The organism is Streptomyces sp. NPDC088730 (assembly GCF_044751215.1).
Classification (GTDB): Bacteria; Actinomycetota; Actinomycetes; order Streptomycetales; family Streptomycetaceae; genus Streptomyces.
Genome location: NZ_JBIVLK010000002.1, coordinates 1 through 26598 on the forward strand (window position 1 = coordinate 1; position 26598 = coordinate 26598).

The window sequence follows — 26598 nt, forward strand, 5'->3', positions numbered from 1 at the left end:
TTCCTTTGTACTCACCGCAGAACATTTTCTGCGACTTTCCTCCGGGCGCTTCCCTTCGGTCTTGCGTTTCCGACTCTATCAGACTCTTTCGTGTCCGATTCCCGGTCGAAGCGGGCCTCGCATTTTCGCTTTCCAGTTCTTCGCTTTCGCGTTTCCCTTTCCGGCGAGTCCGACTCTATCAGATCCTTTCGGGCCTGATTCCCAGTCAGCGGGGTTTGTCTTCCCGGCTGTTGGGCCGTTCCGACGTTCCAAACTCTAGCGGATCCTCCCGGCGGCTCATAATCGAGCCTTCGAAATTAATTTCGGCATACCGAAATTCTCCCGAGTGGGAGATCGTGCTGAGTTTTGGTTGCCGCATTCGCGGCGGGATCGGTCGCCACAGAACCGTTCCGGCTCCGTGACAACTCGAAGAACCTTACGGATCGCGGTGGGGCGTGTCAACCCCTCCCTGGACTCCGCCCAGCAGGGGCGGTTCAGTCCAGGTCGGTGAGGCGGCCGCCGGCGTCCGGCTGGGCGTGCTCCACCCGGCGCAGCAGCCGGATCAGCATCTCGCCGAGGACCCCGCGCTCATCGCCCGAGAGGTCCTGGAGCAGCTCCTCCTCGAAGTCGGTGGCCATCCGCATGGCCTCCAGCCACTTCGCCCGGCCCTCGTCCGTCAGCTCGACGATGACGCGGACCCGGTTGTTCTCGTCGCGGTCGCGGGTGACGAGGCCCTCGCCCGCCATGCGGTCGATGCGGTGCGTCATCGCGGCCGGGGTGAGTCCGAGCCGCTTGGCCAGCTCCCCGGGGCCCAGCCGGTACGGGGTGCCGGCCAGCACGAGGGTCTTGAGGACCTCCCACTCGGCGTTGCTGATGCCGAGCGCGGCGAGCTGGCGTCCGTACGCCACGTTCATCCGGCGGTTCAGCCGGCCGAGCGCCGAGACGACCTGCTCGACCTGTGGGTCCAGGTCCCGGAACTCGCGCTGGTAGGCGGCGATCTGCTCGTCGAGGCTCGGCTCCTGGAGACCGGGCTCGGTGGTGTCAGACATGGCGCGCAGTATGGCACGCCACCTCATAGCCGTCGAAGTCCTTCAATCTGTATTGTTGACCCTCTAACTTTAGTGCTAAAGTCTTCGGGTTCGAGTCGTTCCGTTCGCTCGATCACATGGCTTCGAGATCTTGAGGTAGGTGAGTGTGACCAGGGAAATGGGTGCAGCACTGCGGAGGATCCAGCTGGGGAGCGCGCTGAGCGCGTTCGGGCTCGGGTTCACCGTTCCGTATCTGTACGTCTACGTGGCGCAGGTACGGGATCTGGGTGCCGGTACGGCGGGAGTCGTGCTGGCGGTCTTCGCCATGGCAGCGCTCGCCGTCCTGCCGTTCACCGGGCGGGTCATCGACCGTCGCGGTCCGCTGCCGGTCCTGCTCGTCGCCTCGGTCCTCGCCTCACTGGGCGCGGCCGCGCTCGGCTTCTCCTCGCAGGTGACCGCTTCCGTCCTGTCGGCCGCGGTCCTCGGCGCGGGGACCGCCGTCATGCAGCCGGCCCTCGCCACGATGCTCGTGCGGTGCTCCGACACCGGCACCCGCACCCGGGCCTTCGCCATGCAGTTCTTCCTGCAGAACCTGGGCCTCGGCATTGGCGGACTGGTCGGCGGGCAGATCGTCGACACGGAGCGGCCCGCGACCTTCACCCTGCTGTTCCTGATCGAAGCGGTGATGTTCCTCGTGCTCGGCGCCATCACGGCGACCGTGCGGATGCCTCGTACGCCCGCCGTCGCGGCTGCGGTGTCCGGTGCCGGTGGTGGCGCGCGGGGCGGCGGGATGCGGGCGCTGCTCTCGCACCGGGCCATGGTGCAGCTGTGTGTGCTGGGGTTCGTGGTGTTCTTCGCCTGCTACGGACAGTTCGAGTCCGGGCTTGCCGCCTACGGCACGGAGGCCGCCGGGATCGAGCCCTCCACGCTCGGGATCGCGCTGGCCGCCAACACCGCGGTCATCGTCGTCGCCCAGTTCGTGGTGCTGCGGCTGGTGGAGCGCCGCCGGCGCAGCCGGGTGATCGCGGCGGTCGGGCTGATCTGGGCCTTCGCCTGGATCGTGGCGGGGTACGCCGGGCTCGGGCACGGCAGCCAGACCATGGCGACGGCCGCGATGATCTCCACGTACGCGCTGTTCGGGCTCGGTGAGTCGATGCTCTCGCCGACCGTCGCACCGCTGGTCGCCGATCTGGCGCCGGAGTCGATGGTCGGGCAGTACAACTCCGCCTTCGCCCTGTGCAAGCAGCTGGCGCTGGCGGTCGGTCCCGCCGTGGGCGGGCCCATGGGGGCGTCGCTGCACGGGCCGTACATCGTGACGTTCGTCCTGTTCTCGCTCGGGATCACGGTGCTCGCGCTGCGGCTCGGCCGGCGGCTCTCCCCCGTACAGGACCAGCCCTCGCTCGCGGCGGTGCCGTCGCGGGTGGTGGCGGTGTCGTTGCCGGAGAGCGCGGCGGCCGAGGCGCCGGCCCCGGTCGCCGCCGTGCGCTGAGGGCCGGGACCGCTCCACCCTCCACCGGGCCTCCCGGGTCTGTCTGTCCTACCGGGGCAGGGCGAATTCGCACCAGACCGCTTTGCCGCCGCCCGGCGTGCGGCGGCTGCCCCAGGAGGTGGCGATCGTCGCGACGATGGAGATGCCCCGGCCCGCCTCGTCCGCCGGTTCGGCGCGGCGGCGGCGCGGCAGGTGGTCGTCGCCGTCGGTGACCTCGATGATCAGCCGCCGGTCGGTGCGCCGCAGGCCCAACCGCATCGGCGGGGTGCCGTGCTGGAGGGAGTTGGCGACCAGCTCACCGGCGGCGAGGACACCCAGGTCGCACAGCTCCACCGGAAACCGCCACGACGTCAGCACGCCCGTCGCGAAGGCGCGGGCGCGCGGGGCCGCCTCGATGCCGCCGAGCAGATCGAGCGAGGCGTTGTGGAACAGCTCCGCGACCGGTCCGGTGCGGGCGGGGTGCTGGACCACCAGGACCGCGACGTCGTCGTCGTGTTCCGCGGTGATGTTGAGGGAGCGCATCAGGCGGTCGCACACCACCTGCGGCGCGCCCTTCGCGCCGGAGAGCGCCCGCTCAAGGGAGGCCACGCCCTCGTCGATGTCCTCGCTGCGGCGCTCGACCAGGCCGTCGGTGTACAGGACGGCGGTGGAACCCGGCGGCAGCGCGATCGTGCCGGAGGTGTGGATCCAGCCGCCGGTGCCGAGCGGAGGGCCGGTCGGGCCCTCGGCGCGGTGCACCGTGCCGTCCTCGTCGCGCACCAGGATCGGCAGGTGTCCGGCGGAGGAGTAGACGAGCAGGCCCTCGTTGGGGTCGTGGACGGCGTAGGCGCAGGTGGCGATCTGGCTGGCGTCGATCTCGGCGGCCAGTCCGTCGAGCAGCTGGAGCACCTCGTGCGGCGGGAGGTCGAGGCGGGCGTAGGCCCGGACCGCGGTGCGCAGCTGGCCCATCACGGCGGCGGCGCGCACCCCGCGCCCCATCACGTCCCCGATGACCAGGGCGGTGCGGCCCGCGCCGAGGGTGATGACGTCGTACCAGTCGCCGCCGACCGCGGCGTCCGTGCCACCGGGCTGGTAGGTGGCGGCGATCCGGAGGTCGTCGGGCTGTTCCAGCTCCTGCGGGAGGAGCGAGCGCTGGAGGGTGACGGCCGTTTCGCGGTGGCGCCGCTCGCTGGTGCGCAGCCGCTCCGCCGCCTCCGCGTGGTCGGTGACATCCGCGGCGTACACGAGCACTCCGCCCTCGTGCCCCTTGTCCTTGTCGTGCTGGACCGGGGTGCAGGTCACGGTGTACGAGCTGCCGCCTGCCACCTTGCGGGACTTGACCGTGCGGGGTGTGCCGCTGCGCAGGACCTGGTCCATCAGGGGGAGCAGGCTCAGCTCGGTCAGCTCGGGCATCGCCTCGGCGGCCGGGACACCCAAGGGGCGGGGGCCGAAGGCCGCGGCGTAGGCGTCGTTGACGTACGCGACGCGGTGCTCCGGTCCGTGCAGCAGGGCGACGAGGGCCGGCAGCTGGCCGAGGATGTCGCGGGCGGAGAGATCCTCCAGGGCGGGCGCCGGGGGCCGGGTCGCCTGGGCGTCCGGTCCGTCCTGCGGCGGGCCGGATCCGGTTTCGTCCTGTGCGTACTCGGCGCGGGCCGCCGGTACGGCACTGTGGTCGTCCCGGGCGGCTCGACGCTGCGTACCGGGTAGGCGGGCGCTCCAGCGCGTGAAGTTCACGGAATTTCTGGCCTCGTGTGTCGGTCTGGTCCGCTCGGGCGGGCTGCTTCCTCTGCCGGGCTGCTTCCGCTGCCGGGTCCTCTGCCTGTTCTCCTGCCGGGCTGTTCTTCCCGCCGGTCCGGGGCCGGAACGGCGGGAGGGCGCGGCCGGAGCCCGCCGCTGCTGGTTACTGTCGGTCGCCGCCTGCCGGGTCACTCTGTGCAGATGTGAGCCAACCTATGGTCACACGTCCAGTGTGTCGGACCCTACTGACAGTCGTCGCCGTCGCCGCCGGGACGCCTTCCCGCGGCGAGTTCGAACTCGGCGCGGGGGTGTTCCAGCGAGCCGAGGGAGACGATCTCCCGCTTGAACAGGCCCGCGAGGGTCCATTCGGCGAGGACGCGGGCCTTGCGGTTGAACGTCGGGACCCGGCTCAGGTGGTAGACGCGGTGCATCAGCCACGCAGGGTAGCCCTTGAGCCTGCGTCCGTAGACATGCGCGACACCCTTGTGCAGGCCGAGCGAGGCCACGGAGCCCGCATAGCTGTGCCGGTAGTCCGTGAGCGGTTCGCCGTTCATGGACGCGACGATGTTCTCCGCGAGGACCTTGGCCTGGCGGACCGCGTGCTGGGCGTTGGGCGCGGTTTCCCGTCCGGGCTCGTCGGAGGTCAGGTCGGGGACGGCGGCGGCGTCACCGGCGGCCCAGGCGTGCTCCGCGCCCTCGACGGTGAGCTTCGCCGTGCAGCTGAGCCTGCCGCGTTCGTTGAGCGGGAGGCCGGTGGCGGCGAGCAGCGGCGCGGGCTTCACGCCGGCCGTCCACACGAGTGTGCGGGTCGGGAAGCGGGAACCGTCGCTGAGTACGGCCACCCGGTCCTCGCAGGACTCCAGCCGGGTTTCGAGCCGTACGTCGATATTGCGGCCGCGCAGCTCCCGGACCGCGTACGTGCCCATCGACTCACCGACCTCGGGCAGGATGCGGCCGGTGGCCTCCACGAGGATCCACTTCAGGTCCTCGGCCTTGATGTTGTGGTAGTACCGCGCGGTGTAGCGGGCCATGTCCTCCAGCTCGGCCAGCGCCTCCACCCCCGCGTAGCCGCCGCCGACGAAGACGAAGGTGAGGGCTGCGTCGCGGATGGCGGGGTCGCGGGTGGCGGAGGCGATGTCCATCTGCTCGATCACGTGGTTGCGCAGCCCGATGGCCTCCTCGATGGTCTTGAAGCCGAAGCCGTGGTCGGCGAGACCGGGGACGGGGAGGGTGCGCGAGACGGAGCCGGGCGCGATGACGATCTCGTCGTACGGGATCTCGACGGCACCGGTGCCGTCCTCGCCCGTGGCCAGTGTGGTGACGGTCGCGACGCGTTTGACCGGATCGATCCGCCGCGCCTCACCGATGACGATCGTGCAGTCGGGCAGGACCCGGCGCAGCGGGACGACCACATGGCGCGGTGAGATCGAACCGGCTGCGGCTTCCGGGAGGAACGGCTGATACGTCATATAGGGGTCGGGGGTGACGACGACAATCTCCGCTTCGCCGCTTCTCAGCCGCTGTTTGAGCTTCCGCTGGAGACGCAGCGCGGTGTACATCCCGACGTAGCCGCCGCCGACGACGAGAATCCGCACGCCGGGCGGGGGGCCGGGGGGTGTTCCCCCGGAATCTGAAGCCATCACCACCCCATGACGCAACGCGCTCCGGAGTTTGTCCACAGCCCCGGCAAATTGTGTGACCGGAGCTTCCGAACGGGCCGCTCCGGTTGATCGTCGCGGCAATACGGACGCCCCGCAGGTCAGAGGTCGCGGTGGGGGGTACGCGCTGAGGGCGAATCGGTGATCAACCGGTCCTTGTTCCGATCGGGGGGCGCTCCGGGCGGAACTGCCCCCTTCTGAATTGCCCCTGGCTCAACTATGTTCGTGTGTCGTCGGGGTGACGGATGGGACCATCGCTCAACCCGGCAGACACGGCGGGAGTCTCCGGGGGGAGACGTCATAACCGGGGGATCAGTTATGCATATTCAGGAATCGCATTGGCCAACTGCTGCTGTCGCGCCGGAAGGCAACGGGCGCATCGGCACGGTAGGCGCGGTCGGTGCAGTCGGAACGGTGAACGGCATCGGGTCATCAGGGACCCCCGTTTCACCGGGAGCGGTGAGCACGCTGAGTGCCGCGCTCGGCTCGGGCACCGTCGGCGCGGGAGCGCACGGCCGCTCGGCGCCGCTGCGGGTGGACGCGCAGCGCAATCTGGAGCACGTGCTGCGGGCCGCCCGCGAAGTGTTCGGTGAGCTCGGGTACGGCGCTCCGATGGAGGACGTGGCGCGCCGCGCCCGGGTCGGTGTCGGCACGGTGTACCGGCGCTTCCCCAGCAAGGACGTGCTGGTGCGGCGGATAGCCGAGGAGGAGACCTCCCGGCTGACCGACCAGGCCCGGTCCGCGCTGGGGCAGGAGGAGGAGCCGTGGTCGGCGCTGTCGCGCTTCCTGCGGACCTCGGTCGCCTCCGGCGCGGGACGGCTGCTGCCTCCGCAGATACTGCGGGTCGGGGTGGACAGCGACGACTCGACGGTGGTCGGCGATCCCGGCTCCGCCCGGGACGAGCCCCGGGTGCCGCATCAGCGGCAGGAGACCGGCCAGGGCGGTGGCCTGCGGGTCGCGGAGCCCCGGCAGGAGCCCGAGTCGGCGGAGTCGGAGATCGACGGCGTCGGCAGCGGAGCGGTCGAGCTGCTGGAGGTCGTGGGCCGGCTGGTCGACCGGGCACGGACGTCGGGTGAGCTGCGCCGCGATGTGACGGTGGCCGATGTGCTGCTGGTCATCGCGACGGCGGCCCCCTCGCTGCCGGACGCGGCTCAGCAGGCTGCGGCCTCCGCCCGGCTGCTGGACATCCTGCTGGAGGGGCTGCGTTCACGGCCTGCGTGAGCGGCGATGCGGCTGCGCCACAGCCTGCTTGAGCGGGGGCGCGGCTGCGTCACAGCCTGCGTGAGCGGCGATGCGGCTGCGTCACAGCCTGCTTGAACGGGGGCGCGGCTGCGTTCACAGCCTGCGTGAGCGGCGATGCGGCTGAGCCACAGCCTGCTTGAACGGGGATGCGGGGGCTGTCGGTCGGGTCGGCCGGCCGTCCCCGGCCCGCCGTGGGCTCGGGGATCGCTGCCGACTCGGCCGTACTCATGGCGCTCAACTGCTCTCTCCGCACAACCTGTTACCCCTTCCCCGAACGAGTGTCCGCTAGCGCTCATATTCGGGAGAACGCCCCGGATGAGTGGTTGGCGGGGCTGAGGGGTCTTCGCCGCCGCCCTCTGTGGCACGCTTGCCCGGTATTCGGGTCCGAAAGCGCATAACGGGGGCGACCGTGATGAGCGGTGACGGGCAGCAGGAAGAGTCGTTCGACGGTGTCTCCACCACGAGCGGCGGCTCCGGCACGGACGGCCGGCCCTCCGAGCAGGTGCCGAGCCAGGCCGGACCCGGGCGCCGGAGCTCCGGCGAGGAGGACGGCGGCACGGTCCTGCCCGGACCGTGGCCCCCCGCACCGGTCGAGAGTCCGGCACCGGCGGGCACGGACTCGGTTCCCATGCAGCGGGTGGGCGGCGGCCTGAACACCGCCGATGGTGCCGGGACGGCCCTGTCCGACGCCGAGTTGATCCAGCGGATGCGGGACGGCGACGACTTCGCGTACGACGAACTGTTCCGGCGGCACTCGGACGCGGTGCGCCGGTACGCGCGCACCTGCTGCCGGGACACGCACACCGCCGACGACCTGACGGCCGAGGTCTTCGCCCGGACGCTGCAGGCCGTACGGGGCGGCAAGGGTCCGCAGGAGGCGGTGCGCGCGTACCTGATGACAGCGGTCCGGCACGTCGGCGCCGCATGGACGAAGACCGCCAGGCGGGAGCAACTGGTCGACGACTTCGCGGCGTTCGCCGCCCAGGCCTCGCGCTCCTCCGAGGTCTCTGAAGCGGACACCCTCGATCTCGGCGCCGATGTGCTGGCGATGCACGAGGCCGAGCAGTCGATGGCGATGCAGGCATTCCGCAGCCTCCCGGAGCGCTGGCAGGCGGTCCTGTGGCACACCACCGTCGAGGAGGAGTCGCCCAGCGACATCGCCCCGCTCTTCGGGCTCACCGCCAACGCCACCTCGGTACTGGCCAGCCGGGCCCGCGAAGGGCTCAAGCAGGCGTACCTGCAGGCCCATGTGAGCCAGGCACTGACCTCCGGCGGCGACTGCGCCCGCTACGCGGACCGGCTCGGCGCCTACGCCCGTGGCGGGCTGCGGATGCGTGCCGAGCGCGGGCTGCGCGGACACCTGGACGAGTGCGCGAAATGCCGGCTGGCCGCGGGCGAACTGGCCCATGTGAATGCCGGGATTCCCGCGCTGCTCCCGGTCGCGGTCATCGGCTGGTTCGCCGCCGGATACGCGCTCAAGGCCGCGGGGATCGCGGCGGGCGGAGCGGCCGGTGCGGCGGGCGCGGGTGCCGCGGCCGCGGCGACCGGCGGGGGTTCGTCCGCCGGCTCGGCCGGTGGCGCCGCCGCCTCCGAGGGGCTCGGCGCTCCGGCGAAGGCCGGTATCGCGGCGGCGGTCGCCGTCGCGGCCGCGGCCGGGCTGGTGTGGGCGCTGGTCGGCGACGACCAGCCGCGGCCGGAGGCGAAGCCGGTGGCCAGGCCGCCGGCCGTGGCGCCCGCGGTGCCGTCGCCCGCACCGCCGAAGCCGAAGCCCACTCCGCCCCCGAAGCCGGCGCCGCCCGCTCCCGTACCGCCGGAGCCGGAGCCCACCCCGACTCCCACGCCCACACCCACACCGACTCCGAAGCCCACCCCGCCGACACCGGCCCCGCCGCCCGCGCCGAAGCCGACCCCCACCCCCACGCCCACACCGACTCCGACTCCTCCGCCCGCTCCGGCGCCGGAGGTCTACCAGGTCAACGAGTTGAGCTACAGCCTCCTCGGGGACCACTCCGGCCCCGAGGTGGTGCTCGGGGAGAGCAGCTGGGTGTGGCAGCGGTCCGGGTTGTCGATCGGCGGCACGCGGTACGCCCACGGGGTGACCGTCCACAGCCGCTCGTCGGTCGTCATCCAGCTGAACCGCACGTGCACCCGTTACGAGGCGATGGTCGGCGTCGACGACCTGACCATGGGGCTCGGATCCGTGCGCTTCTCCGTGTTCAACGGTGACGGGGCGCTGCTGTGGCAGTCGCCCGTGATGAACGGTGACGATCCGGCCGTACCGGTCGGCGTCGGCATCGAGGGCCAGGACCGGATCCGGCTCGTCGTGGAGCCGACCACATCGTTCGGCGCGGTGGCCCTCGCCAACTGGGCCGACTCCCGGATCAGTTGCCGCTGACCGCAGGGCCGGTGGCCCCGAGGTCAGTGGTCTCCGGGCCGCAGACCGCCGGACCGCCCGCCACCGCATCACCGGCCACCGGATCACCGGCCGCCGGATCACCGACCACCGAATGGCCCGCCACCCGATCGCCCGCCGCCACCGGGCCGATGATCTCCGCGAGCAGTCCGGCGACGTCGTCGATGGTCAGGGCGTTGCCCGCCGCGCGCTCCCTCTCGTAGCTCCGCTCCCCCAGCGCCTCGCGGGCCAGCTGCCCGGCCTCGTCGACCGCCGCCTGCTCCACCGCGGTCCTGGGACCGCAGAGCCGCCAGCTGTCGGCGGCGGCCAGTACGCGTACGGCGGCCGCGTGGTGGCCCAGCTTCGGCAGCACGGTGGCGAGGGCGTCCGCCAGGTATCCGGTGATGGACTCGGCGTACTGCCCGTCCCGCGCCGCCACCAGGGCAGCCGCCAGCCCGCGCAGGGCGAAGGCCGGACCGCCGTGGGGCTCCGGCTCGTACACGGCGATGCGGGCGGAGAGTCCGTCCAGCAGCGCGGGCATCTGCGTGGGCGGGCTCTTCTCGTCGTCCGTCCCCCGCGCCTCGGTGAGCCTGCGTCGGGCGACCGCGATGTCGCCCCGGTCCAGGGCCATGGTGGCGCGCAGGTAGTGGACGTACGCGATCGCGTCGTACGTCTGGTAGCGCTCCGCCTCGGCCGCCGAGCGGTCCAGGCCCCGTTCGGCGGCGGCCACGTCGCCGGTGCGGTAGGCGAGTTCGGCCAGCCGGGCCAGGAGGAACGGGGCCTCGGCGTGGGCGCCGACCTCACGGGCGAGCAGCAGAGCCGCCTCGTAGGCCGGACGCGCCTCCTCGTACCTGCCCCGCATCATGGCCGCCTCCGCCGCAGCGCTCTCGACCTGGGCGCGCATCCAGCGGTCCCCGACGCGGCGGCTCAGTTCACGCAGTTCCACCAGGTCGTCGTCGACCCCCGGCATGCCGCCCGGCATGTCGACGACCATGTGCGTACGGAACATCAGCGAGACGCCGTACCCCCAGTCGTTCCCGTGGACGCGGGCGTTGTCGACGACGGCGTCGATCTTCCGCTGCACGTCCCCCATGTCCGTCGTGCCCAGCGTGATGAACGAGGTCATCGGCCAGAGCAGCCCGGGGAAGCGGGCCGCCTGGGGCCCGGACGACATGAACGCGTCGGCCAGCCGCCGCACCAACGCCGCGTCCGGCTGACCGTCGCGGCCCGCGTCCGACGGACCGCTCTCCGCCTCCAGGAAGAACCGGAGCATGCGCAGATTCATCCAGGGCCAGTAACGGGGGTCGGTGGCGTCGGCGGGCTCCGGGCCGAACGACAGCGCCCGCGCGGTCCAGTCGAGGCCCTCGGTACGGTAGTTGCGCAGCCACCAGAACCAGCCCATGCCCAGCACCAGACGTGCGGCGTCCGATTCGGCGGAACCGGACGACGGACCGGACCGGCCGGCGGGAGCGGTGGTGCGGTGGAGCGCGGCCCGGATGTTGTCGAGGTCCGTCTCCAGGCGCTGGATCCAGGGCAGCTGCTCCGCGGAGCGCAGCTTCGGCTCCGCCTCCTCGACGAACGAGAGGAAGTACGCGGTGTGTGCCCGCCCTGCCTCGGCCCGTACGCCCGGGGTCTCGGCACAGCGCTCGATCGCGTACTCGTGGATGGTCTCCAGCAGGCGGTAGCGCATGCCGCCGTCGGTGGCCGGGGTGGCGACGACGAGGGACTTGTCGATGAGCGCCCCGATGAGGTCCGCGGTGCCGGCGGCGGGGCTCGTGGCGTCCGGAGCGAGGTCCGCGGTGCCGGCGGCGGGGTGCCCGGCAGACCTGTCCGGCATCGTGATCACCGCCTCGGCGGCGGGCAGGTCCCAGCCGCCCGCGAAGACCGAGACCTGGCGCAGGGCGGTGCGTTCGTCCTCGTCCAGCAGGTCCCAGGACCAGTCGACGACCGCGCGCAGGGTCTGCTGGCGCGGCAGTACGGTCCGGCTGCCGCTGGTCAGCAGGCGGAACCGGTCGTCCAGCCGGTCGGCGATCTGGCGCGGGCTCAGCATCCGCAGCCGGGCCGCGGCCAGCTCGATGGCGAGCGGCAGCCCGTCCAGCCGGCGGCAGATCTCGGCGACGGCGGCCGCGTCGTGTGCGGACTCCCGCCCGGGGTCGAACCCGGGCCGCACGGCTCGGGCCCGCTCGGTGAAGAGGCGGTGGGCGAGATCGGCCGGGAGCGGGTCCACCGGACGTACGGATTCACCGGGCACGCCGAGCGGTTCGCGGCTGGTGGCGAGGATGCGCAGCCGGGGGCAGCGGGTCAGCAGGGTCTCGGCAAGCGTGGCCGCCGCGCCGATGACGTGCTCGCAGTTGTCGAGGATGAGGAGGAAGGGGCGGGACCTGGACCAGTGCGCGAGGTGATCCGCGAGCAGTTCGACCGGATCGGTGCGCGGATGCGTTCCTTCGTGGCCGGTGTCCCGCAGCAGGGCCGTCTCGCGCAGCCCGAGCGCGGAGAGCACGGCTCCCGGGACGGCTGCGGGGTCCTCCACCGGGGCGAGTTCCGCGAGCCAGACGTCACCGGCGGCGCGGCCCCCGTTTGCCGCGGACTCCTCGGCCAGCCGGGTCTTCCCCGAGCCTCCCGGACCGGTGAGGGTGACCAGCCGGGAGCGGGTCAGATCGTCCCGGATGGCGCGGAGTTCGGGCCCGCGCCCGACGAAGGAGGTGAGCCGGGGGCGGAGGTTGCCCCGGGGTTCCGGCGCCTCGGTCCCGAGTGCGGAAGGTGCGGAAGGTGCGAAAGGTGCGGATGATGCGGGCGATCCAAATGAGGTGGATGGTTCGGATGACGCGGATGGTGCGGGTGGTCCGGATGACGCAGATGGTGCGGGTGATTCTGATGCCACGAGTGGACCGGAAGACGCAGATGATGCGGGTGGTCCGGATGACACGAGTGGGCCGGAAGACGCGAGTGGTTCGGGGTTGAGCAGTGCGCGGTGGAGGGCGGCCAGCTCGGGCCCGGGGTCGGTGCCGAGCCCCTCGGCGAGGGCGCGGCGCGCGTCCTCGTACGCCGCGAGCGCTTCGGCCTGCCGTCCGGCGGCGCGCAGGGCACGGATGAGCTGGGCGCGGAAGCGCTCGTCGTACGGGTGCGCCGCGGTCAGCTCCACCAGCTCGGGCACGAGAGCCGCCATCGGCCCCCTGGGTCCGTCGGCCGCCGCGCATCGCAGGTCGGCCTCGATGCGGTGCTCCAGAGCGGCCAGCCGGTGGGCCTCCGGACGCAGCGCGTGGCCGTGGTCGCGGTCGGGCAGGTCGGCCAGGGCGGGTCCGCGCCACAGGGCGAGTGCCGTACGGAGCGTGCGGGCGGCGTCCTGCGGCGCGTCCGCCGCCAGCTCGGCCGCGCCCTGCCGGGCGAGCCGCTCGAACACGTGCAGGTCCACGTCCGCCGGGGTGGCCGCCAGCCGGTAGCCGCCCGGGGTGCTCGCGAGCGCGTCCCGTCCCAGCGCCCGGCGCAGGCGGCCCACCAGGGCCTGGAGCGCGGCGGGGGCGTCCGCCGGGGGACCGTCCGCCCACACGTCGTCGACGAGCTCGGTGATCGGCACGGACCGGCCGGGCCGCAGCGCCAGGGACGCGAGGAGGGCGCGCAGGCGCAGGCCGCCGAGGGGCAGGTCATCGCCCTTCTCGTCTCGCGCCTCCGTAACGCCCAGGATCAGATACCGCACCCCGTCATTGTGGCCCGCCGGTACGACAATGGGACGCGGGCGGCGCGACGCGCTCCCCCCGTTCCCCGTTCCCCGTTCCCCGGTTCCTGTTCCCCGGTCCCGCCTAAGGCTGGAGCGTCCGTCGTGCCGGGACCACCCCGCCGGCGACGGCTCGCTGGCGCGGTGCCGCCGTGCCCGTCCAGCAGGTGCCGCGGCGCGAGACGAGGCGGCGCAGCCACAGTTCGGTGGAGGCGAGGTCCGCGAGACCGTCCAGCGGGAGGGGTTCGCCCTCCGCGGCCGCGCGCAGGGCCTTGCGTACGACGCGGGCCTCGACCAGGCCCGCGTCGGCGAGCAGCGGGGCGTCGAAGAGGGCGATGAGCTCGGGCAGCGCGGCGCGCAGGCCGGTACGGGTGACCTTGGTCGAGGTGGCCTGGGAGGGCGCGCCCCAGCCGGGCGGCAGCTCGTGGATGCCGGTGCCCGCCAGGACCCGGCGCAGGACCGCCGCGCGGGCGCCCGGCTGGACCCGTAGGGACTCGGGGAGCGCGCGGGCGGCGCGCACCACCTGGTTGTCGAGGAAGGGGGCGTGCAGGCGCTGGCTGCGGATCTCGGCGGCCTGCTCCAGGATCCGGTGGTCTGCGGCGTTGCGGGCGAGCGCGGCCCTGGCGCGGGCCTCGCCGGGGCGTTGGACGGAGGTGGGGCGGATGGCCGCCTCCTGAAGGCGAACCGATACTTCAGCGAGCGCCTCCCCGGTCAGCCAGCGGGCGGCGGGTCCCGGGCGCGACCAGGTCAGGGCCGCCAGCGAGGCATCGGCGGGGGTGTCGAGGTCCGGGGTGAGGCGGTTGGCGTCGGGAAGGCGCTCCGCCGCCGCTTCGAGTCCGGTGCGGTACGACGTACGGGCCAGGCGGCGGGCCGCCCGGTAGACGGTCAGCGGGACGAACAGGGAGTGCGCGGAGGGGCCTTCGGCCTTGGCGAGCGCGGCGACCGGGCGCAGCAGATGGCGTCGGCGGCGGTCGATCAGCAGGTCGGCCAGCCGGGCGGGGTGGGCGTCGAGCACCTGCCGGGCGCCGTCGCCCACGAAGTGGTCGGCGCTGCCCGCGGCGAGCCGGCGGCGGTGGCGTTCGACGACGACGAGGGACGGGGCCGGCTCGTCGGTCAGGGGGCCGTTCGCCAGTTCCGCGTACGGCAGCGCCTCCTCGCCGGCCGCGACGACGACGTGGTGCAGTCGCGGGTTGGCGGCGATGACGCGGGCGCGTTCGAGTTCGTCCTCGTGGGCGCGGGTGGTCAGGTCGTTGAACGTGACGGCGAGGAGCCGCTCGCCCGCCCCCGTGCCGTGGCCCAGGAGGGTGCCGGGCAGGCCGGGGAGTCCGGCGGCGAGCAGGGCGAGGGTGGCGGACGCGCTGCCTCCGGAGAGGTCCGAGCCGATGCCGGGTACGGGCGCCCCCCGTGCGGCCCGGCGTTCTGCGGGGCCCATGCCGGGGACGGGCCCCGGATCGGGTGGCGCGGTCTCCGGGGCGTGGCGGGGCGCGAGCAGCCTGGCGCGCACGGCCTCGACCAGGGCGTCGCGCACCCCGTCGACCGCGCTCACCGGATCGAGCTCGGGTGCGGCCACCGCGAGGGAGGCCACCGCCTCGTACCCGGTGATCTCCCGCGAACCCTCGCGGAGGATCAGCGCGTGTCCGGGCGGGATGCGCTTCACCCCGGCGTACGGAGTGCCGTCGCGCAGCGCCTCCGGGGTCTCGGGGCAGGCGAGCAGCGCGGCGAGGTGGCCGATGTCGAGCTGCGCCTCGATGAGGTCGGCGAGCGGCAGCGCGGCGGTGGCGTACGCCGTCCCTCCGGCCCAGGGCGTGTAGAAGACGGGGCGGGCGCCTGCGAGGTCGCCCACCACGGTGATCCGGCGGCCTATCTGGACGACCACCGTGTAGCTGCCGGTCCAGGCGGTGAGGTGGCGCAGGGCTCCGCCGCGGGCGGCGAGCAGCCCGACGCGCAGTTGTTCGTCGGTGGCGCCGCAGCAGCCGAGTACGGCGAGCCGGACCGTGGGAGCTCCCTCGGCCGTGTCCACCCGGACGGTGCGGATCTCGTCGGGCCGCCAGTCCCCGACCGCCCAGAGCGGATCCGGGTCTCCCCACAGGAGTTGGGAGCCCACGGGGTGCATCGTGCGCCCCTCGTCGTTCGCGCCGACCGCTCCGGCCGTGCCGAAGCTCGCGGCGATACTGCTCCATCCCACCAACCAACGCATCGCCGCCTCCACAGGCTGTGGACAAAACGGCGCGGCAGGGCGGTATCGGGAGAACTCCGGTAACGCGCGGCGCCGTTGCGGACATGCTGCCACGACAACGGCGTGCAGGAGTGGCTACGGACGGCGCACGTCGTGAGCGCATGCGCCCCTGGCAAAGGCCGGAGCGGGACTGCCGGCGCCTCGACGGGTGAGTCGCCCGCGCGCGTCGTTCCCGGCAGCAACGGAGTTACGGATCGCGCGTGTTGCCCCTCCCGTGCGCACCACCTCCACGACCCCGATCCGGCCACCGTGCGCACCCTCGCCCGGACAGCCGACCAGATGTCCGTGAACCCGTCGGCCCAACCCCGTCCGACCGGCGACATTCGGCCATTCTCGGGGCGCCTTGGAACCGGATCACCAGAAATACGCGACTGCCTTCATCCGTATTTCCGCCGTTTCGCTCCGCGCCACATCGGACGCCGCTCCGGACAAGGGCACGGGCCGCCCCGGACCGCCTCAAGACCCTGGACCGGTTCGGCCGGGCGGCGGGTCCTCCCGCCCCGGCTCCCGCGCCATCTTTCGCACGAACTCCCACACGAACACACGCGCACCTTCCGGGGGGCCTGCCCCAGGACCTTCCGCGCGACGCCCGCGCGGAGGCGGCTCCGCCGGGCCGCAGGACCGGCCCGTCCCCCTCGCCCGCCCCGGTCCACGGCCCGACGTACGGTCCGGGAGACGCGGTTGGCCTCCCGGACCGGTCCACCGCCTGCGGGGAATGAGGCGGCGGTTCCCCCAGCCCGCAGGTTCCAATGCGGCGGGCCGACCCACGCAGCACCCATGGAAGCGCTTCCGTCCGGACCGGGCCAGAGCGCACGGCCGGGCGCACGGCCACACGTGAGGAGCACGCCCGGACACCCGGAACAGGGCCCGCGCAAGGGCCTTCCGGACCCCGCGAACCACGAGGTTCCGCGCCACCCGGAAACCGGACCCGGCCTGGTCAGCGGGGTAGTCGAGGAGGGACGGCCGGCGGTCCCGCGCTCGGCCCGAGCGCCCCGCCCGCGCCGGCCCGGCACTCCCCGCCCACGCCCTTTCCACCGGTCCTCCGCCCCGCCTTCACGCCTCCTCCCCCGCCGCCCGACACGTCCGTCACGCGGACCACTCAGACCTCAGGGGCCCCGTTGGCTCGCCACGGTCCGACGCCGTTGGCGGCCACCGCCGGCCGCTCGACGCGCTTCGCCACCAGATCGCTCCGGGCGGACAACAATCCCGCCATACGGACGTCCGCCCCTTAACGGTAGGGATGCGGCGAACTACGCTGGGTTTACTGATGTTCTCAGCAGAGCGGCATATTCCTCGGGGCTCGGCCAAATGCGTGTGCGGTCGGAGTGCGAGGGTTCGTCCCTGGGGAGAACACGGTACGAATGCCGCGCGCCTCAACGGTGTCGCGGCTGCCGTCTGTGTGTCGAGGGGTGGCGCATGTCCAGGGAGCAACGCGGACCGAACGACAAGCTCGGAACCGTTCTCGCCCTCGCGGGAATCAGCAACGCCGGGCTCGCCCGGCGGGTCAACGACCTCGGGGCGCAGCGCGGACTGACACTTCGGTACGACAAGACCTCGGTGGCCAGGTGGGTCTCCAAGGGCATGGTGCCGCAGGGCGCCGCGCCCCATCTCATCGCGGCGGCGATCGGGGCCAAGCTCGGCCGGCCGGTCCCGCTGCACGAGATCGGGCTCGCCGACGCCGATCCCGCGCCGGAGGTCGGTCTGACGTTCCCGCGCGATGTGGGTGAGGCGGTGCGTTCCGCGACCGAGCTGTACCGGCTGGATCTGGCTGGGCGGCGGGCCGGCAGCGGCGGCATCTGGCAGTCGCTCGCGGGCTCGTTCTCGGTGAGTGCGTACGCAACTCCCGCGTCCCGCTGGCTGATATCCCCCGCCGACCCGTCGGTCGCCCGCGCGTCGGCCGCCGCGGAGGCTGCGGTGCTCGGCACTCAGGGCGCACGGGGCGCAGTGGGCGCGCAGGCTGCGCCTGGTGCGCCGCCCGGCGTACCCGGGCAGCGCCTCCTCTCCGGAACACCGCTCGTACCCGGTCGGGCGGGGGCGCCGCCGGTGCACGGGCACGGTGCGCCGCCGGTGCCGGGCCACAGCGTGTCGATTCCGGTCCAGCCGGGCCCGGATTCCGCGCACGGTGTCTCGCCGCTGCGGGTCGGCCACAGCGATGTGTCCAAGCTCCGCGAGGCCGCCCAGGACGCACGGCGCTGGGACTCGAAGTACGGCGGCGGGGACTGGCGTTCGTCCATGGTCCCGGAGTGCTTACGGGTCGACGCCGCACCCCTGCTGCTGGGTTCGTACAGCGACGAGGTGGGCCGGGCGCTCTTCGGAGCCGCGGCCGAACTGACCAGGCTGGCCGGCTGGATGGCCTTCGACACCGGCCAGCAGGAGGCCGCGCAGCGCTACTACATCCAGGCCCTGCGCCTGGCGCGCGCCGCGGCCGACGTACCGCTCGGCGGCTACGTCCTCGCCTCCATGTCGCTCCAGGCCACCTATCGCGGCTTCGCCGACGAGGGGGTCGACCTCGCGCAGGCGGCCGTGGAGCGCAACCGCGGGCTCGCGACGGCGCGCACGATGAGCTTCTTCCGTCTGGTGGAGGCGCGGGCCCACGCCAAGGCGAGCGACGCACCGGCCGCGGGGGCCGCGCTGAAGGCCGCGGAGGGGTGGCTGGAGCGTTCCCGGGACGGGGACGCCGACCCGTCGTGGCTGGGCTTCTACTCGTACGACCGGTTCGCGGCCGACGCGGCGGAGTGCCACCTCGATCTGAAGGCGCCCCGGCAGGTGCGGAGGTTCACCGAGCAGGCGCTGTCCAGACCGACCGAGGAGTTCGTCCGCTCGCACGGGCTGAGGCTCGTGGTCTCGGCCGTCGCCGAGCTGGAGTCCGGAAATCTGGACGCGGCCTGTGCGGCCGGCACCCGTGCGGTGGAGGTGGCGGGCCGCATCTCGTCGGCCCGTACCACCGAGTACGTACGTGATCTGCTGCACCGGCTGGAGCCGTACGGGGACGAGCCGCGCGTCGCGGAGCTGCGGGAACGCGCCCGCCCGCTGCTGGTCGCCCCGGCCTGACCGGGGCGCGCGGCCGGGGCGCCGCCGGGCCGGTCACCCCGGTCGGGCGTCCCGTCCGGCGTCCCGAGCCGCCCGGGTCGCGGGCGGCTCGCTGGCCCGCTCAGGTTTGAGTGCGCTGTCAGTGGGTCAGTGCACTATCGGGGTGGGAGGTGGCGTGATGATGACGCACGCGGCGTACGACTGCGATGTGCTGGTGATCGGCGGCGGGATCGTCGGTCTGTCGACCGCGTATGCGATCACGCGGAGCGCTCCGGGCACCAGGGTGACCGTGCTGGAGAAGGAGTGCGGCCCGGCGCGCCACCAGACGGGCCGCAACAGCGGGGTGATCCACAGCGGCATCTACTACCGCCCGGGTTCGCTCAAGGCGCGCTACGCGCTGCGCGGCAGTGCCGAGATGGTCGACTTCTGCCGGGAGCACGGCATCGCGCACGCGGTGACCGGCAAGCTGATCGTCGCGACCGGGCGCTCCGAGCTGCCCCGGCTGCACGCGCTGGTGCAGCGCGGCCGCGAGCACGGGCTGCCGGTGGCCGAGCTGGGACCGGCGCAGATCGCGGAGTACGAACCCCGGGTGCGCGGTCTCGCCGCGATCCGGGTGGGCACGACGGGGGTGTGCGATTTCGCGGCGGTCACCGAGCGGTTCGCCGCCGAGGTGCGGGCGGGCGGCGGACAGATCAGGTTCGGCGCCGAGGTGACCGCGATCGACCGGCGGCCGTGGGGCGTAGCGGTGCGGACGGCGGACGGGCTGGTGGTGCGGGCCCGGGTGCTGGTCAACTGCGCGGGGCTGCACTGCGACCGGGTGGCGCGGCTGGCGGGCGACGAGCCGGGGATGCGGATCGTGCCGTTCCGGGGGGAGTACTACGAGCTGGCCCGGCCCGATCTGGTGCGCGGCCTGGTCTATCCGGTGCCGGATCCGGCGTTCCCGTTCCTCGGCGTGCATCTCACCCGCGGCCACGACGGCGGTGTGCACGTCGGGCCGAACGCGGTGCCCGCGCTGGCCCGCGAGGGCTACGGCTGGCCGGTCGTGCGCCCCCGCGAGCTGGTGGACACGCTGAGCTGGCCCGGCTCCTGGCGGATAGCGCGCAGACACTGGCGGTACGGGGCGGGCGAGGTGCACCGGTCGCTGTCGAAGCACGCCTTCACGACGGCGGTACGGCGGCTGCTGCCCGAGGTCACGGAGGCCGATCTGCGGCCCTCCCCGGCCGGGGTCAGGGCCCAGGCCGTCCTCAGGGACGGCACCCTGGTGGACGATTTCCTGATCCGCGAGGCCCCGCACACCGTGCATGTGCTGAACGCGCCGTCTCCCGCCGCCACGGCATCGCTGCCCATCGGGCGCGAGGTGGCGCGCAGGGCGCTCCTACGGGCACAGGGGACGGGGTGGAAGCCGCCCGCCGTAGAATCAGGGCATTGTGTCTGAGCCCATGAACCCCTCCCCCACGACGCCCGGCGGCGCCGCGCCCGGAGCCGAACCGACAGCTGACGCGCCCGGAGCAGAGCCGACGGCGACCGCGCCCGGCGCATCCGCCACCGCCGGAATCCCGGACGAACTGCGCGCGGCGGCCCTGGACCGCCAGCGCAGGCTGCGTCAGGCGCCCCGCTTCCCCGGCGGCCCGGCGGCCGATCCCGCGGGTTCGCACCACGAGCGCCGGATCCGCAGTTTCCAGCCGCGCCGCAGCCGGGTCTCGCCCGGCCAGCAGGACGCCCTGGAGCGGCTCTGGCCGAAGTGGGGCCTGGACATCGACGGGCTGGACGTCCTCGATCTGCCCGAGCTGTTCGACGGGCTGCCGGTGGTCCTGGAGATCGGCTTCGGCATGGGCGAGGCCACCGCGCAGATGGCCGCCGACGACCCGGGGACCGGCATCCTCGCCGTCGACGTGCACACCCCGGGCCAGGGCAACCTGCTCCGTCTCGCGGACCGGAACGGCATGTCCAACATCCGGGTCGCCAACGGTGACGCGATCATCCTGCTGCGCGAGATGCTGACGCCGGACTCGCTGGACGGGCTCCGGGTCTACTTCCCCGACCCGTGGCCCAAGTCCCGCCACCACAAGCGCAGGCTGATCCAGCCGGAGTTCCTCGACCTGGTGGCACAGCGGCTGAAGCCCGGAGCGGTCCTGCACTGCGCGACCGACTGGGAGCCGTACGCCGAGCAGATGCTGGAGGTGCTGACCGCGCACCCCCGCTTCGAGAACACCGCGGCGGACGGCGGCTACGCGCCACGGCCCGAGTTCCGGCCGCTGACCCGGTTCGAGGGACAGGGCCTGGACAAGGGCCATGTCGTGCACGACCTGCTCTTCGCCCGCCACTGATCCCTTGCTCCACCGCCCGGCGACCCCGCGCCGGCCGCTTCCGGGGGGCCGATACGCCATGGCCGTTGTCAGTCCTCCTCGTTAGGGTCATGGGGTGTCCGACGGTTCTGTTCCGCAGCAGCGGCAGTCTCAGCCGGCCGTCCCGGTGCTTGAGGAGCAGCGGGTCGGCGAGATCCTGGCTGCCGTGCCGGAGCGGGGCCAGTGGCGTTACCGGCCGCGCCGCGTCGGCATGCTGTGGCGGAGCAGGACGCTCCGCGTCGTCGCCGTCTTCACCGTGCTGGCCCTCTGCGGCCTGGTGATCCTCGCGCTGGTGCGGGACCAGACGGGCACTCAGGGGTTCCTCGTCGGGCTGGGTCTCGCCGTGCTGCCGGTCCCGCTGCTGATAACGGCGTTCCGCTGGCTGGACCGGGTCGAACCGGGCCCGTGGCGCAACATGCTGTTCGCCTTCGCCTGGGGTGCCTGCGCGGCCGCGCTCGTCGCGATCCTCGCGAACTCCTTCGCGACCCAGTGGATCGCCACGGCCACCGCCGACCCGGGCAGCGCGGACACGCTGGGCGCCACCGTCATAGCTCCCGTCGTCGAGGAGAGCGCCAAGGGCGCGGCCGTGCTGCTGCTCTTCCTCTTCCGAAGACGGGACTTCAACGGGATCGTCGACGGTCTGGTCGTCGCCGGATTCGCCGCGACGGGCTTCGCCTTCACCGAGAACATCCTCTATCTGGGCAACGCCTTCGGCGAGGACCAGCAGATGGGCTCGGGGTTCGCCTCGGTGACCGTCGCGACGTTCTTCGTCCGGGCGGTGATGTCGCCGTTCGCGCATCCGCTCTTCACCGTCATGACCGGAATCGGCTTCGGAATCGCCGCGAGCAGCGCCCGCCACCACCGATTCCGCCGTATGGCGCTGCCGTTGCTCGGCCTGGTCCTCGCGATGGGCATGCACGCCCTGTGGAACGGCTCCGCGACGTTCGGCCCGTACGGCTTCTACGTGGTGTACGGCGTGTTCATGGTGCCCGCCTTCGGTCTGGTGACCTGGCTGGCGATCTGGTCCCGGCAGCGCGAGCTGCGCACCCTGGCCATCGAACTGCCCGCCTACGCCGCGGCCGGCTGGCTCTCCCCCACGGAGCCGCTCGCCCTGTCGTCGATGCGGGCCCGCGGCATGGCCAGGGACACGGCACGGCGGTGGCAGGCGACGGCGGCGGGGAGCGGCCCGTACAGCCCGTACGGCCTCCAGGGCCACCTACCGGCCCCGGTCGCCGCCCACGCCCACGTCACCGCTCAGGTCAACGGCGTGGTGCGCGCACAGGCGAAGGCCGAGGGCAAGGCCAGGGGGAAGGCGGCGGCGCGTGCGGTCGCCGAGTACGAGTCGTTCGCGACGTCACTGGCGTTTCTGCGCCGGCAGGCCCGTCGTGGCACGGCCGGCCCGGATCTGGCCGAACGCGAGCTGGAGCTGCTGCACCACCTGTGGCAGCGCCGAGAGGTCGCCGGACCCGCCCTGGCGTACGCGGCGCAGGCGACGGGCCGCCTGCGCCACCGGCACACGCGCCGGGCGCACCAGCCGTACGGGGCCGGGCCCGGCGCGTACCCGGGGTACAGCCCGTACCAGCCGTACGGCGGCCCCGCCCCGCACCCGGGCCCGGCCCCCTACGGTCAACAGCCGTACCCCGCATACCCGTACGCGCAACAGCCCTACAACCCGCAGCCCTACAGCCCGCCGCAGTACGGACAACAGCAGTACGGGCAGCAGCCGCACGGACAGCAGCAGTACGGCGGCGGGCCGCAGTCCTAGGCGGACGCCTCGGTGAGCGCGGTCAGCTCCTGGTCCGTCAGCCGCAGATCGTCGACGGCCAGCAGCGCGGGAAGCTGTTCGACCGTTCGGGCGGAGGCGATCGGGGAGACCACGGTCGGCCGGGAGGCCAGCCAGGCCAGCGCCACCGTGGCGATCTCGGCGTCCCGCTCCCGCGCGATCGTGTCGAGCGCGGTGAGGACCTTCTGGCCGCGCTCCGTCTCCAGGTGCTGGGCGGCGCCACCGGCGCGGGCGCTGTCCACGGTCTGACCGGCACGGTACTTGCCGGTCAGGAATCCGGAGGCGAGGGCGGAGTACGGGACTGCGGCCAGTCCGGCCTCGGCGCTCAGGTCCTGGAGCTCGCCCTCGTAGGTGTCACGCGAGACGAGGTTGTAGTGCGGCTGGAGCGCCACGTAGCGGGCCAGGCCCTCGCGCTCGGAGAAGTCCAGCGAGGCGCGGAGCCGCGCCGGGCTGATGTTGGAGGCGGCGATCTCGCGGACCTTGCCCTCCTTCACCAGCTGGTCGAGAGCGGTGATGATCTCCTCGACGGGGACGGTCTCGTCGTCGTGGTGCGTGTAGTAGAGGTCGATGTAGTCCGTACCGAGCCGGCGCAGCGACTCCTCGGCCCCGGCCCTGATGGTGGCGGCGGCGAGCCCCTTGTACTCGGGGTGGGAGCCGACCTTGGTGGCCAGGACGACGTCGGAGCGGTTGCCCCGAGCGGCGAACCACTTACCGATGAGGGTCTCCGACTCGCCGCCCACGTTGCCGGGGATCCAGGAGGAGTACGTGTCGGCCGTGTCCACGAAGTTGCCCCCGCCCGCCGTGTACGCGTCGAGGACGGCGAAGGACTGCGCCTCGTCGGCGGTCCAGCCGAAGACGTTGCCGCCGAGGGAGAGCGTGGAGACCTGGAGGCCGGAGGAACCGAGCTTGTGAAGAGAAGTCATGGATGGAGCAACCCACCGCACGGCACGCGCTATTCCATGGCCGCTACAGCTACACCCGTATGCCCCAGCCAGAACCGGCAGGACCAGCAGGACCAGCAGAACGGGCAAGACCAGCAGAACTATCAGGACCGGCCAGGAGCCGGGACCGGCAGCCCTGACGTCGGGGGGTGAGCGTCAGGACTGCCGGGGTTCCGTGGACACGGACTTCGGTGGGCTCAGACCGTCAGGCCACGGGCGCGCAGCCACGGCATCGGATCGATGCCGGTGCCGTCCGGGGTGTGGACCTCAAGGTGGAGGTGCGGGCCGGTCACGTTGCCGGTCGCGCCCACGCGTCCGATGGTGTCCCCGGTGGTGACCTGCTGGCCGACGCCGACGCCGATCGAGGACTGGTGGCAGAACCACAGCTCCGTGCCGTCCTCAAGCTCCAGGACCGTGCGGTAGCCGTACGCGCCGGACCAGCCGGCGGACTTGATGGTGCCGCTGTGGATGGCCTTGATCGGGGTACCGGTCGGCGCCGCGAAGTCGAGGCCCGTGTGGTAGCCGGAGGACCACATCGAACCGGCCTCGCCGAAGGTCGAGGTGATCGTGTACGAGGAGGTGGGGATGGCGTAGCTGGCGGCGAGCTTCGCGAGCCGTACCGCTTCCGCCTTCTTCTTCGCCTCCTCCGCGGCCTTCTTCTTAGCGGCGGCGGCCTTGGCCTCCGCCGCGTCCTGCTGCTTCTTCGCCTCTGCGGCCGCCTTCTCCGCCGCGGCCTTCTCCTCGGCCGCCCTGGCCTCGGCGTCGGCGGAGTCCTGCTGCTGCTCGGCCTGCTGGAGGATGCGGGCGCGGAGCGCCTCGCCGGCGTCCGTCGTGCCCTGCTCGGCCTCTGTGGTGGTGATGCCGGCCGTCGTCAGCGGGGCGGCGGCGGTCACGACCTCGGCCTTCTCCGCCTCGGACTCACCCGAGAACAACGCGCCGACGCCAGGAAGGGACTTGGCCTCGGGAAGTTTGTCGGAGATGGCGTCGGGAAGAGAGATAGACACGGGCGGCTTGCTCTGGGCGGAGGCCATGCCACCCGCGCCGACGGCGGCGATGACACCGACGCCGAGAACGGTGGAGCTGCGGGCGAGGCCGTTGCGCTGCTTGGCGACGCGGTGCTTGCCGCGCACGGGGCGGATGGACTCCTCCGTGGGGTTCCATTCCTCCCACGCCCTGCCGGATTCGGCCTCCTCGGCGCGGAGGCCGGTGCCGAACTCACTCCCGAACTCGCTGCCCCGATCGGTTCCGTAAGCGGTTCCGTAGTCGGCCCCGTGACCGGTTCCGTAAGCGGTTCCGTGGTTGGCGCCGTAAGCGGCACCGGGCCCGGGTCCAAAGTCGTTTCCGTGTTCGGGTGCGAACCAGGAGGGGGCTTCGGGGGCAGGCTTGTTGGACGCCACTGGGGCGCGCTCCTTTCCTTCCTTCTCGCCTACCGGGTTAGCTGACGGGTTCGGAGCAGGAAGGTCTCCTACGGGTCCCTCCGCCTCTCAACGAGACAGAGATGCCCGATTCACCCCATGTAGGTGGTTCCCCGGTTCCCTTGCGGAATTCGGCGCTCGCGCACGGTGCCGCCACTGACGGCGGCTGGGACAACCGCGCTGCGTTATCGAACGTTAATAGACACACGGGCCCGATTCCAAGCCGTTCCCACTGATCGTTCCGATCCTTGGCCTGGACTTTACGGGACACAACCGGGTGGAATCGGGCGAGTTGAACAACCCTCAACCGTTAGCCGTTTTCTGACGTTGCGTCAAATGTTATGCGGAGGGATTCCTTACGGTTACGCACGGTGGCATCGACCGCGCCTCTCCCCCACATCCATCCGCACTCCCCCGCGTCCGGCCCCTCGCCTTCACCGGCTTCACCCGCCTTCACCCGGCTCCGCCGTCCAGGCCCACGATCTTCACGGTCGTACGCCGGTCCGGCTGCCCCTCGGTCGGGCGCACGACCGCGAGCAGGGCCATGTCGTCGGTCGTCACCCCACCGGTGTGCAGCCGTACGTCATCGGTCAGCGCCGACAGCAGCTCCTCGGGCCCCGGGAAGATCCGTCCGCGCAGCCGCTCGGCCGGGTCGTAGAAGACCCCGTCGGCATCACGGGCCTCGGAGAGGCCGTCCGTATAAAGGAGCAGCGTCGACCCGGCGGGCAGCTCCCACTCGTCGGAGCGGTCCGGCCACACACCCAGGTCCATCCCCAGGGGCAGCGCGGGCAGCGTGGGCCGCAGCTGCTCCAGCGCCCCGTCCGAGTGCAGCAGCAGCGGTTCGGGATGGCCGCGGTTGACGACGCGCACCCTGCTGGAGCCCTGCGGGATCTCCGCCAGCGCGGCGGTGACGAAACCCTCCACCGCGTCGAGCCCGCCGCGCCTGCTCGATTCCCGCGCCAGCGCACGCTCCAGCCGCTGGGCCACCCCCTCCAGTGACCGCTCCTGCTCGGCGGCCTCCCGGAACGCCCCGATGATCACCGCCACCGCCTCCACCGCGTCCAGGCCCTTGCCGCGCACGTCCCCGACCACCAGCCGTACCCCGTACGGGGTGTCCGTGACCGAGAACAGGTCACCGCCGACGAACTCGTCCGCCTGCGCCGCCTCGTACCGCGCGGCCACGTACAGCCCGCCGATCCGGTCGGACGGTGTCGGCAGCACCGCGCGCATGGCGGTCGCCGCGATGACCCGGGCGGAGGCCAGCTGCTCGTTGCTGCGCCGTACGACCCCGTTGATGAAGACCGCGAGGACCGAGACGGTGAGGACGGTGAGCAGCTCGATGAACGGCACGACCCGGATCAGCGTTCCGCTGTGGAGCCGCAGCGCGGCCACGCACAGCAGCGCACCGGCCCCGACCCGGATCGTGCCGGCCCGCGAGAAGAACGGCGCGGCGATCAGCGGGGCCGCGGCGAACAGCGGTACGGCGGTGAAGGCGGGCGGGGTGAAGAAGTCGAACAGCAACCCGCCGACGAGCATCACCCCGGGCAGTACCCGGACGAGCCGGCGGTTCCGGACCTCGTAGGTGCGCCTCCCCCGCCGCTGCTCCCGCTTCCCCACCTTTGCTCTCCTGCC

15 protein-coding genes and 1 riboswitch are annotated in these 26598 nt (G+C 72.8%); of the genes, 7 read left to right on the forward strand and 8 right to left on the reverse strand.

Features of this window, described 5'->3' with window-relative positions; genetic code table 11:
- Positions 1-473: 473 nt before the first annotated feature.
- A complete protein-coding gene (locus tag ACIP89_RS06915) occupies positions 474-1028 on the reverse strand; it encodes a MarR family winged helix-turn-helix transcriptional regulator (RefSeq protein ID WP_401925628.1) in 555 nt (184 codons plus the stop codon).
- Positions 1029-1185: 157 nt separating this feature from the next.
- On the opposite strand from ACIP89_RS06915, the gene ACIP89_RS06920 reads away from it, so the two are divergent.
- Entirely contained in the window at positions 1186-2496 is a 1311-nt protein-coding gene (locus ACIP89_RS06920; protein WP_402113522.1) for an MFS transporter, read from the forward strand.
- A gap of 48 nt (positions 2497-2544) precedes the next feature.
- Here the strand turns inward: ACIP89_RS06920 and ACIP89_RS06925 are convergent, their stop codons facing one another.
- Both ACIP89_RS06925 and ACIP89_RS06930 read right to left on the reverse strand, forming a co-directional pair.
- Positions 2545-4209: a SpoIIE family protein phosphatase gene (locus tag ACIP89_RS06925; RefSeq protein WP_401925633.1), complete on the reverse strand. Its 1665-nt coding sequence runs from the start codon at positions 4207-4209 to the stop codon at positions 2545-2547.
- Positions 4210-4454: 245 nt separating this feature from the next.
- Positions 4455-5852 carry an NAD(P)/FAD-dependent oxidoreductase gene (locus tag ACIP89_RS06930; protein WP_401925636.1) on the reverse strand — a complete coding sequence of 466 codons (1398 nt, stop codon included), beginning with the start codon at positions 5850-5852 and terminating at the stop codon, positions 4455-4457.
- Between the two features lie 336 nt (positions 5853-6188).
- Here ACIP89_RS06930 and ACIP89_RS06935 point away from each other — a divergent pair, with 336 nt between their 5' ends.
- Entirely contained in the window at positions 6189-7091 is a 903-nt protein-coding gene (locus ACIP89_RS06935; RefSeq protein WP_402113525.1) for a TetR/AcrR family transcriptional regulator, read from the forward strand.
- A gap of 433 nt (positions 7092-7524) precedes the next feature.
- The gene (locus ACIP89_RS06940; RefSeq protein ID WP_402113528.1) at positions 7525-9507 is read left to right on the forward strand and encodes a sigma-70 family RNA polymerase sigma factor; all 1983 of its coding nucleotides are present in this window, start codon (positions 7525-7527) and stop codon (positions 9505-9507) included.
- On the opposite strand, the gene ACIP89_RS06945 is transcribed toward ACIP89_RS06940, so the two are convergent.
- Both ACIP89_RS06945 and ACIP89_RS06950 read right to left on the reverse strand, forming a co-directional pair.
- On the reverse strand, positions 9494-13198 hold the full coding sequence (locus ACIP89_RS06945) for an AfsR/SARP family transcriptional regulator (protein WP_402113531.1): 3705 nt from the start codon (positions 13196-13198) through the stop codon (positions 9494-9496). The two genes, ACIP89_RS06940 and ACIP89_RS06945, sit on opposite strands and share 14 nt — an antisense overlap.
- Positions 13199-13301: 103 nt before the next feature.
- On the reverse strand, positions 13302-15413 hold the full coding sequence (locus ACIP89_RS06950; RefSeq protein WP_402113534.1) for an asparagine synthase-related protein: 2112 nt from the start codon (positions 15411-15413) through the stop codon (positions 13302-13304).
- A 1455-nt stretch (positions 15414-16868) separates the two neighbouring features.
- Between ACIP89_RS06950 and ACIP89_RS06955 the strand changes: the two genes are divergently transcribed.
- The 4 genes from ACIP89_RS06955 to ACIP89_RS06970 all read left to right on the forward strand — a co-directional run bounded on the left by ACIP89_RS06955 (position 16869) and on the right by ACIP89_RS06970 (position 22592).
- Positions 16869-18503: a sporulation protein gene (locus tag ACIP89_RS06955; RefSeq protein ID WP_402113536.1), complete on the forward strand. Its 1635-nt coding sequence runs from the start codon at positions 16869-16871 to the stop codon at positions 18501-18503.
- 157 nt (positions 18504-18660) lie between these two features.
- Positions 18661-19917 carry an L-2-hydroxyglutarate oxidase gene (gene lhgO / locus ACIP89_RS06960; RefSeq protein ID WP_401925649.1) on the forward strand — a complete coding sequence of 419 codons (1257 nt, stop codon included), beginning with the start codon at positions 18661-18663 and terminating at the stop codon, positions 19915-19917.
- Positions 19918-19921: 4 nt separating this feature from the next.
- The gene (trmB, locus tag ACIP89_RS06965; protein WP_401925651.1) at positions 19922-20809 is read left to right on the forward strand and encodes a tRNA (guanosine(46)-N7)-methyltransferase TrmB; all 888 of its coding nucleotides are present in this window, start codon (positions 19922-19924) and stop codon (positions 20807-20809) included.
- A gap of 94 nt (positions 20810-20903) precedes the next feature.
- Positions 20904-22592, forward strand: a complete 1689-nt coding sequence (locus ACIP89_RS06970; protein ID WP_402113539.1) for a PrsW family intramembrane metalloprotease — start codon at positions 20904-20906, stop codon at positions 22590-22592.
- Here the strand turns inward: ACIP89_RS06970 and ACIP89_RS06975 are convergent.
- The 3 genes from ACIP89_RS06975 to ACIP89_RS06985 all read right to left on the reverse strand — a co-directional run bounded on the left by ACIP89_RS06975 (position 22589) and on the right by ACIP89_RS06985 (position 26583).
- A complete protein-coding gene (locus ACIP89_RS06975) occupies positions 22589-23533 on the reverse strand; it encodes an aldo/keto reductase (RefSeq protein WP_402113542.1) in 945 nt (314 codons plus the stop codon). The genes ACIP89_RS06970 and ACIP89_RS06975 overlap by 4 nt on opposite strands.
- Before the next feature lie 215 nt (positions 23534-23748).
- On the reverse strand, positions 23749-24948 hold the full coding sequence (locus ACIP89_RS06980) for a M23 family metallopeptidase (RefSeq protein ID WP_402113545.1): 1200 nt from the start codon (positions 24946-24948) through the stop codon (positions 23749-23751).
- A gap of 11 nt (positions 24949-24959) precedes the next feature.
- A riboswitch (cyclic di-AMP (ydaO/yuaA leader) is annotated at positions 24960-25113 on the reverse strand.
- A 306-nt stretch (positions 25114-25419) separates the two neighbouring features.
- Complete coding sequence (locus ACIP89_RS06985; RefSeq protein WP_401933612.1) at positions 25420-26583, reverse strand: PP2C family protein-serine/threonine phosphatase; 1164 nt, start codon at positions 26581-26583, stop codon at positions 25420-25422.
- Positions 26584-26598: the final 15 nt, after the last annotated feature.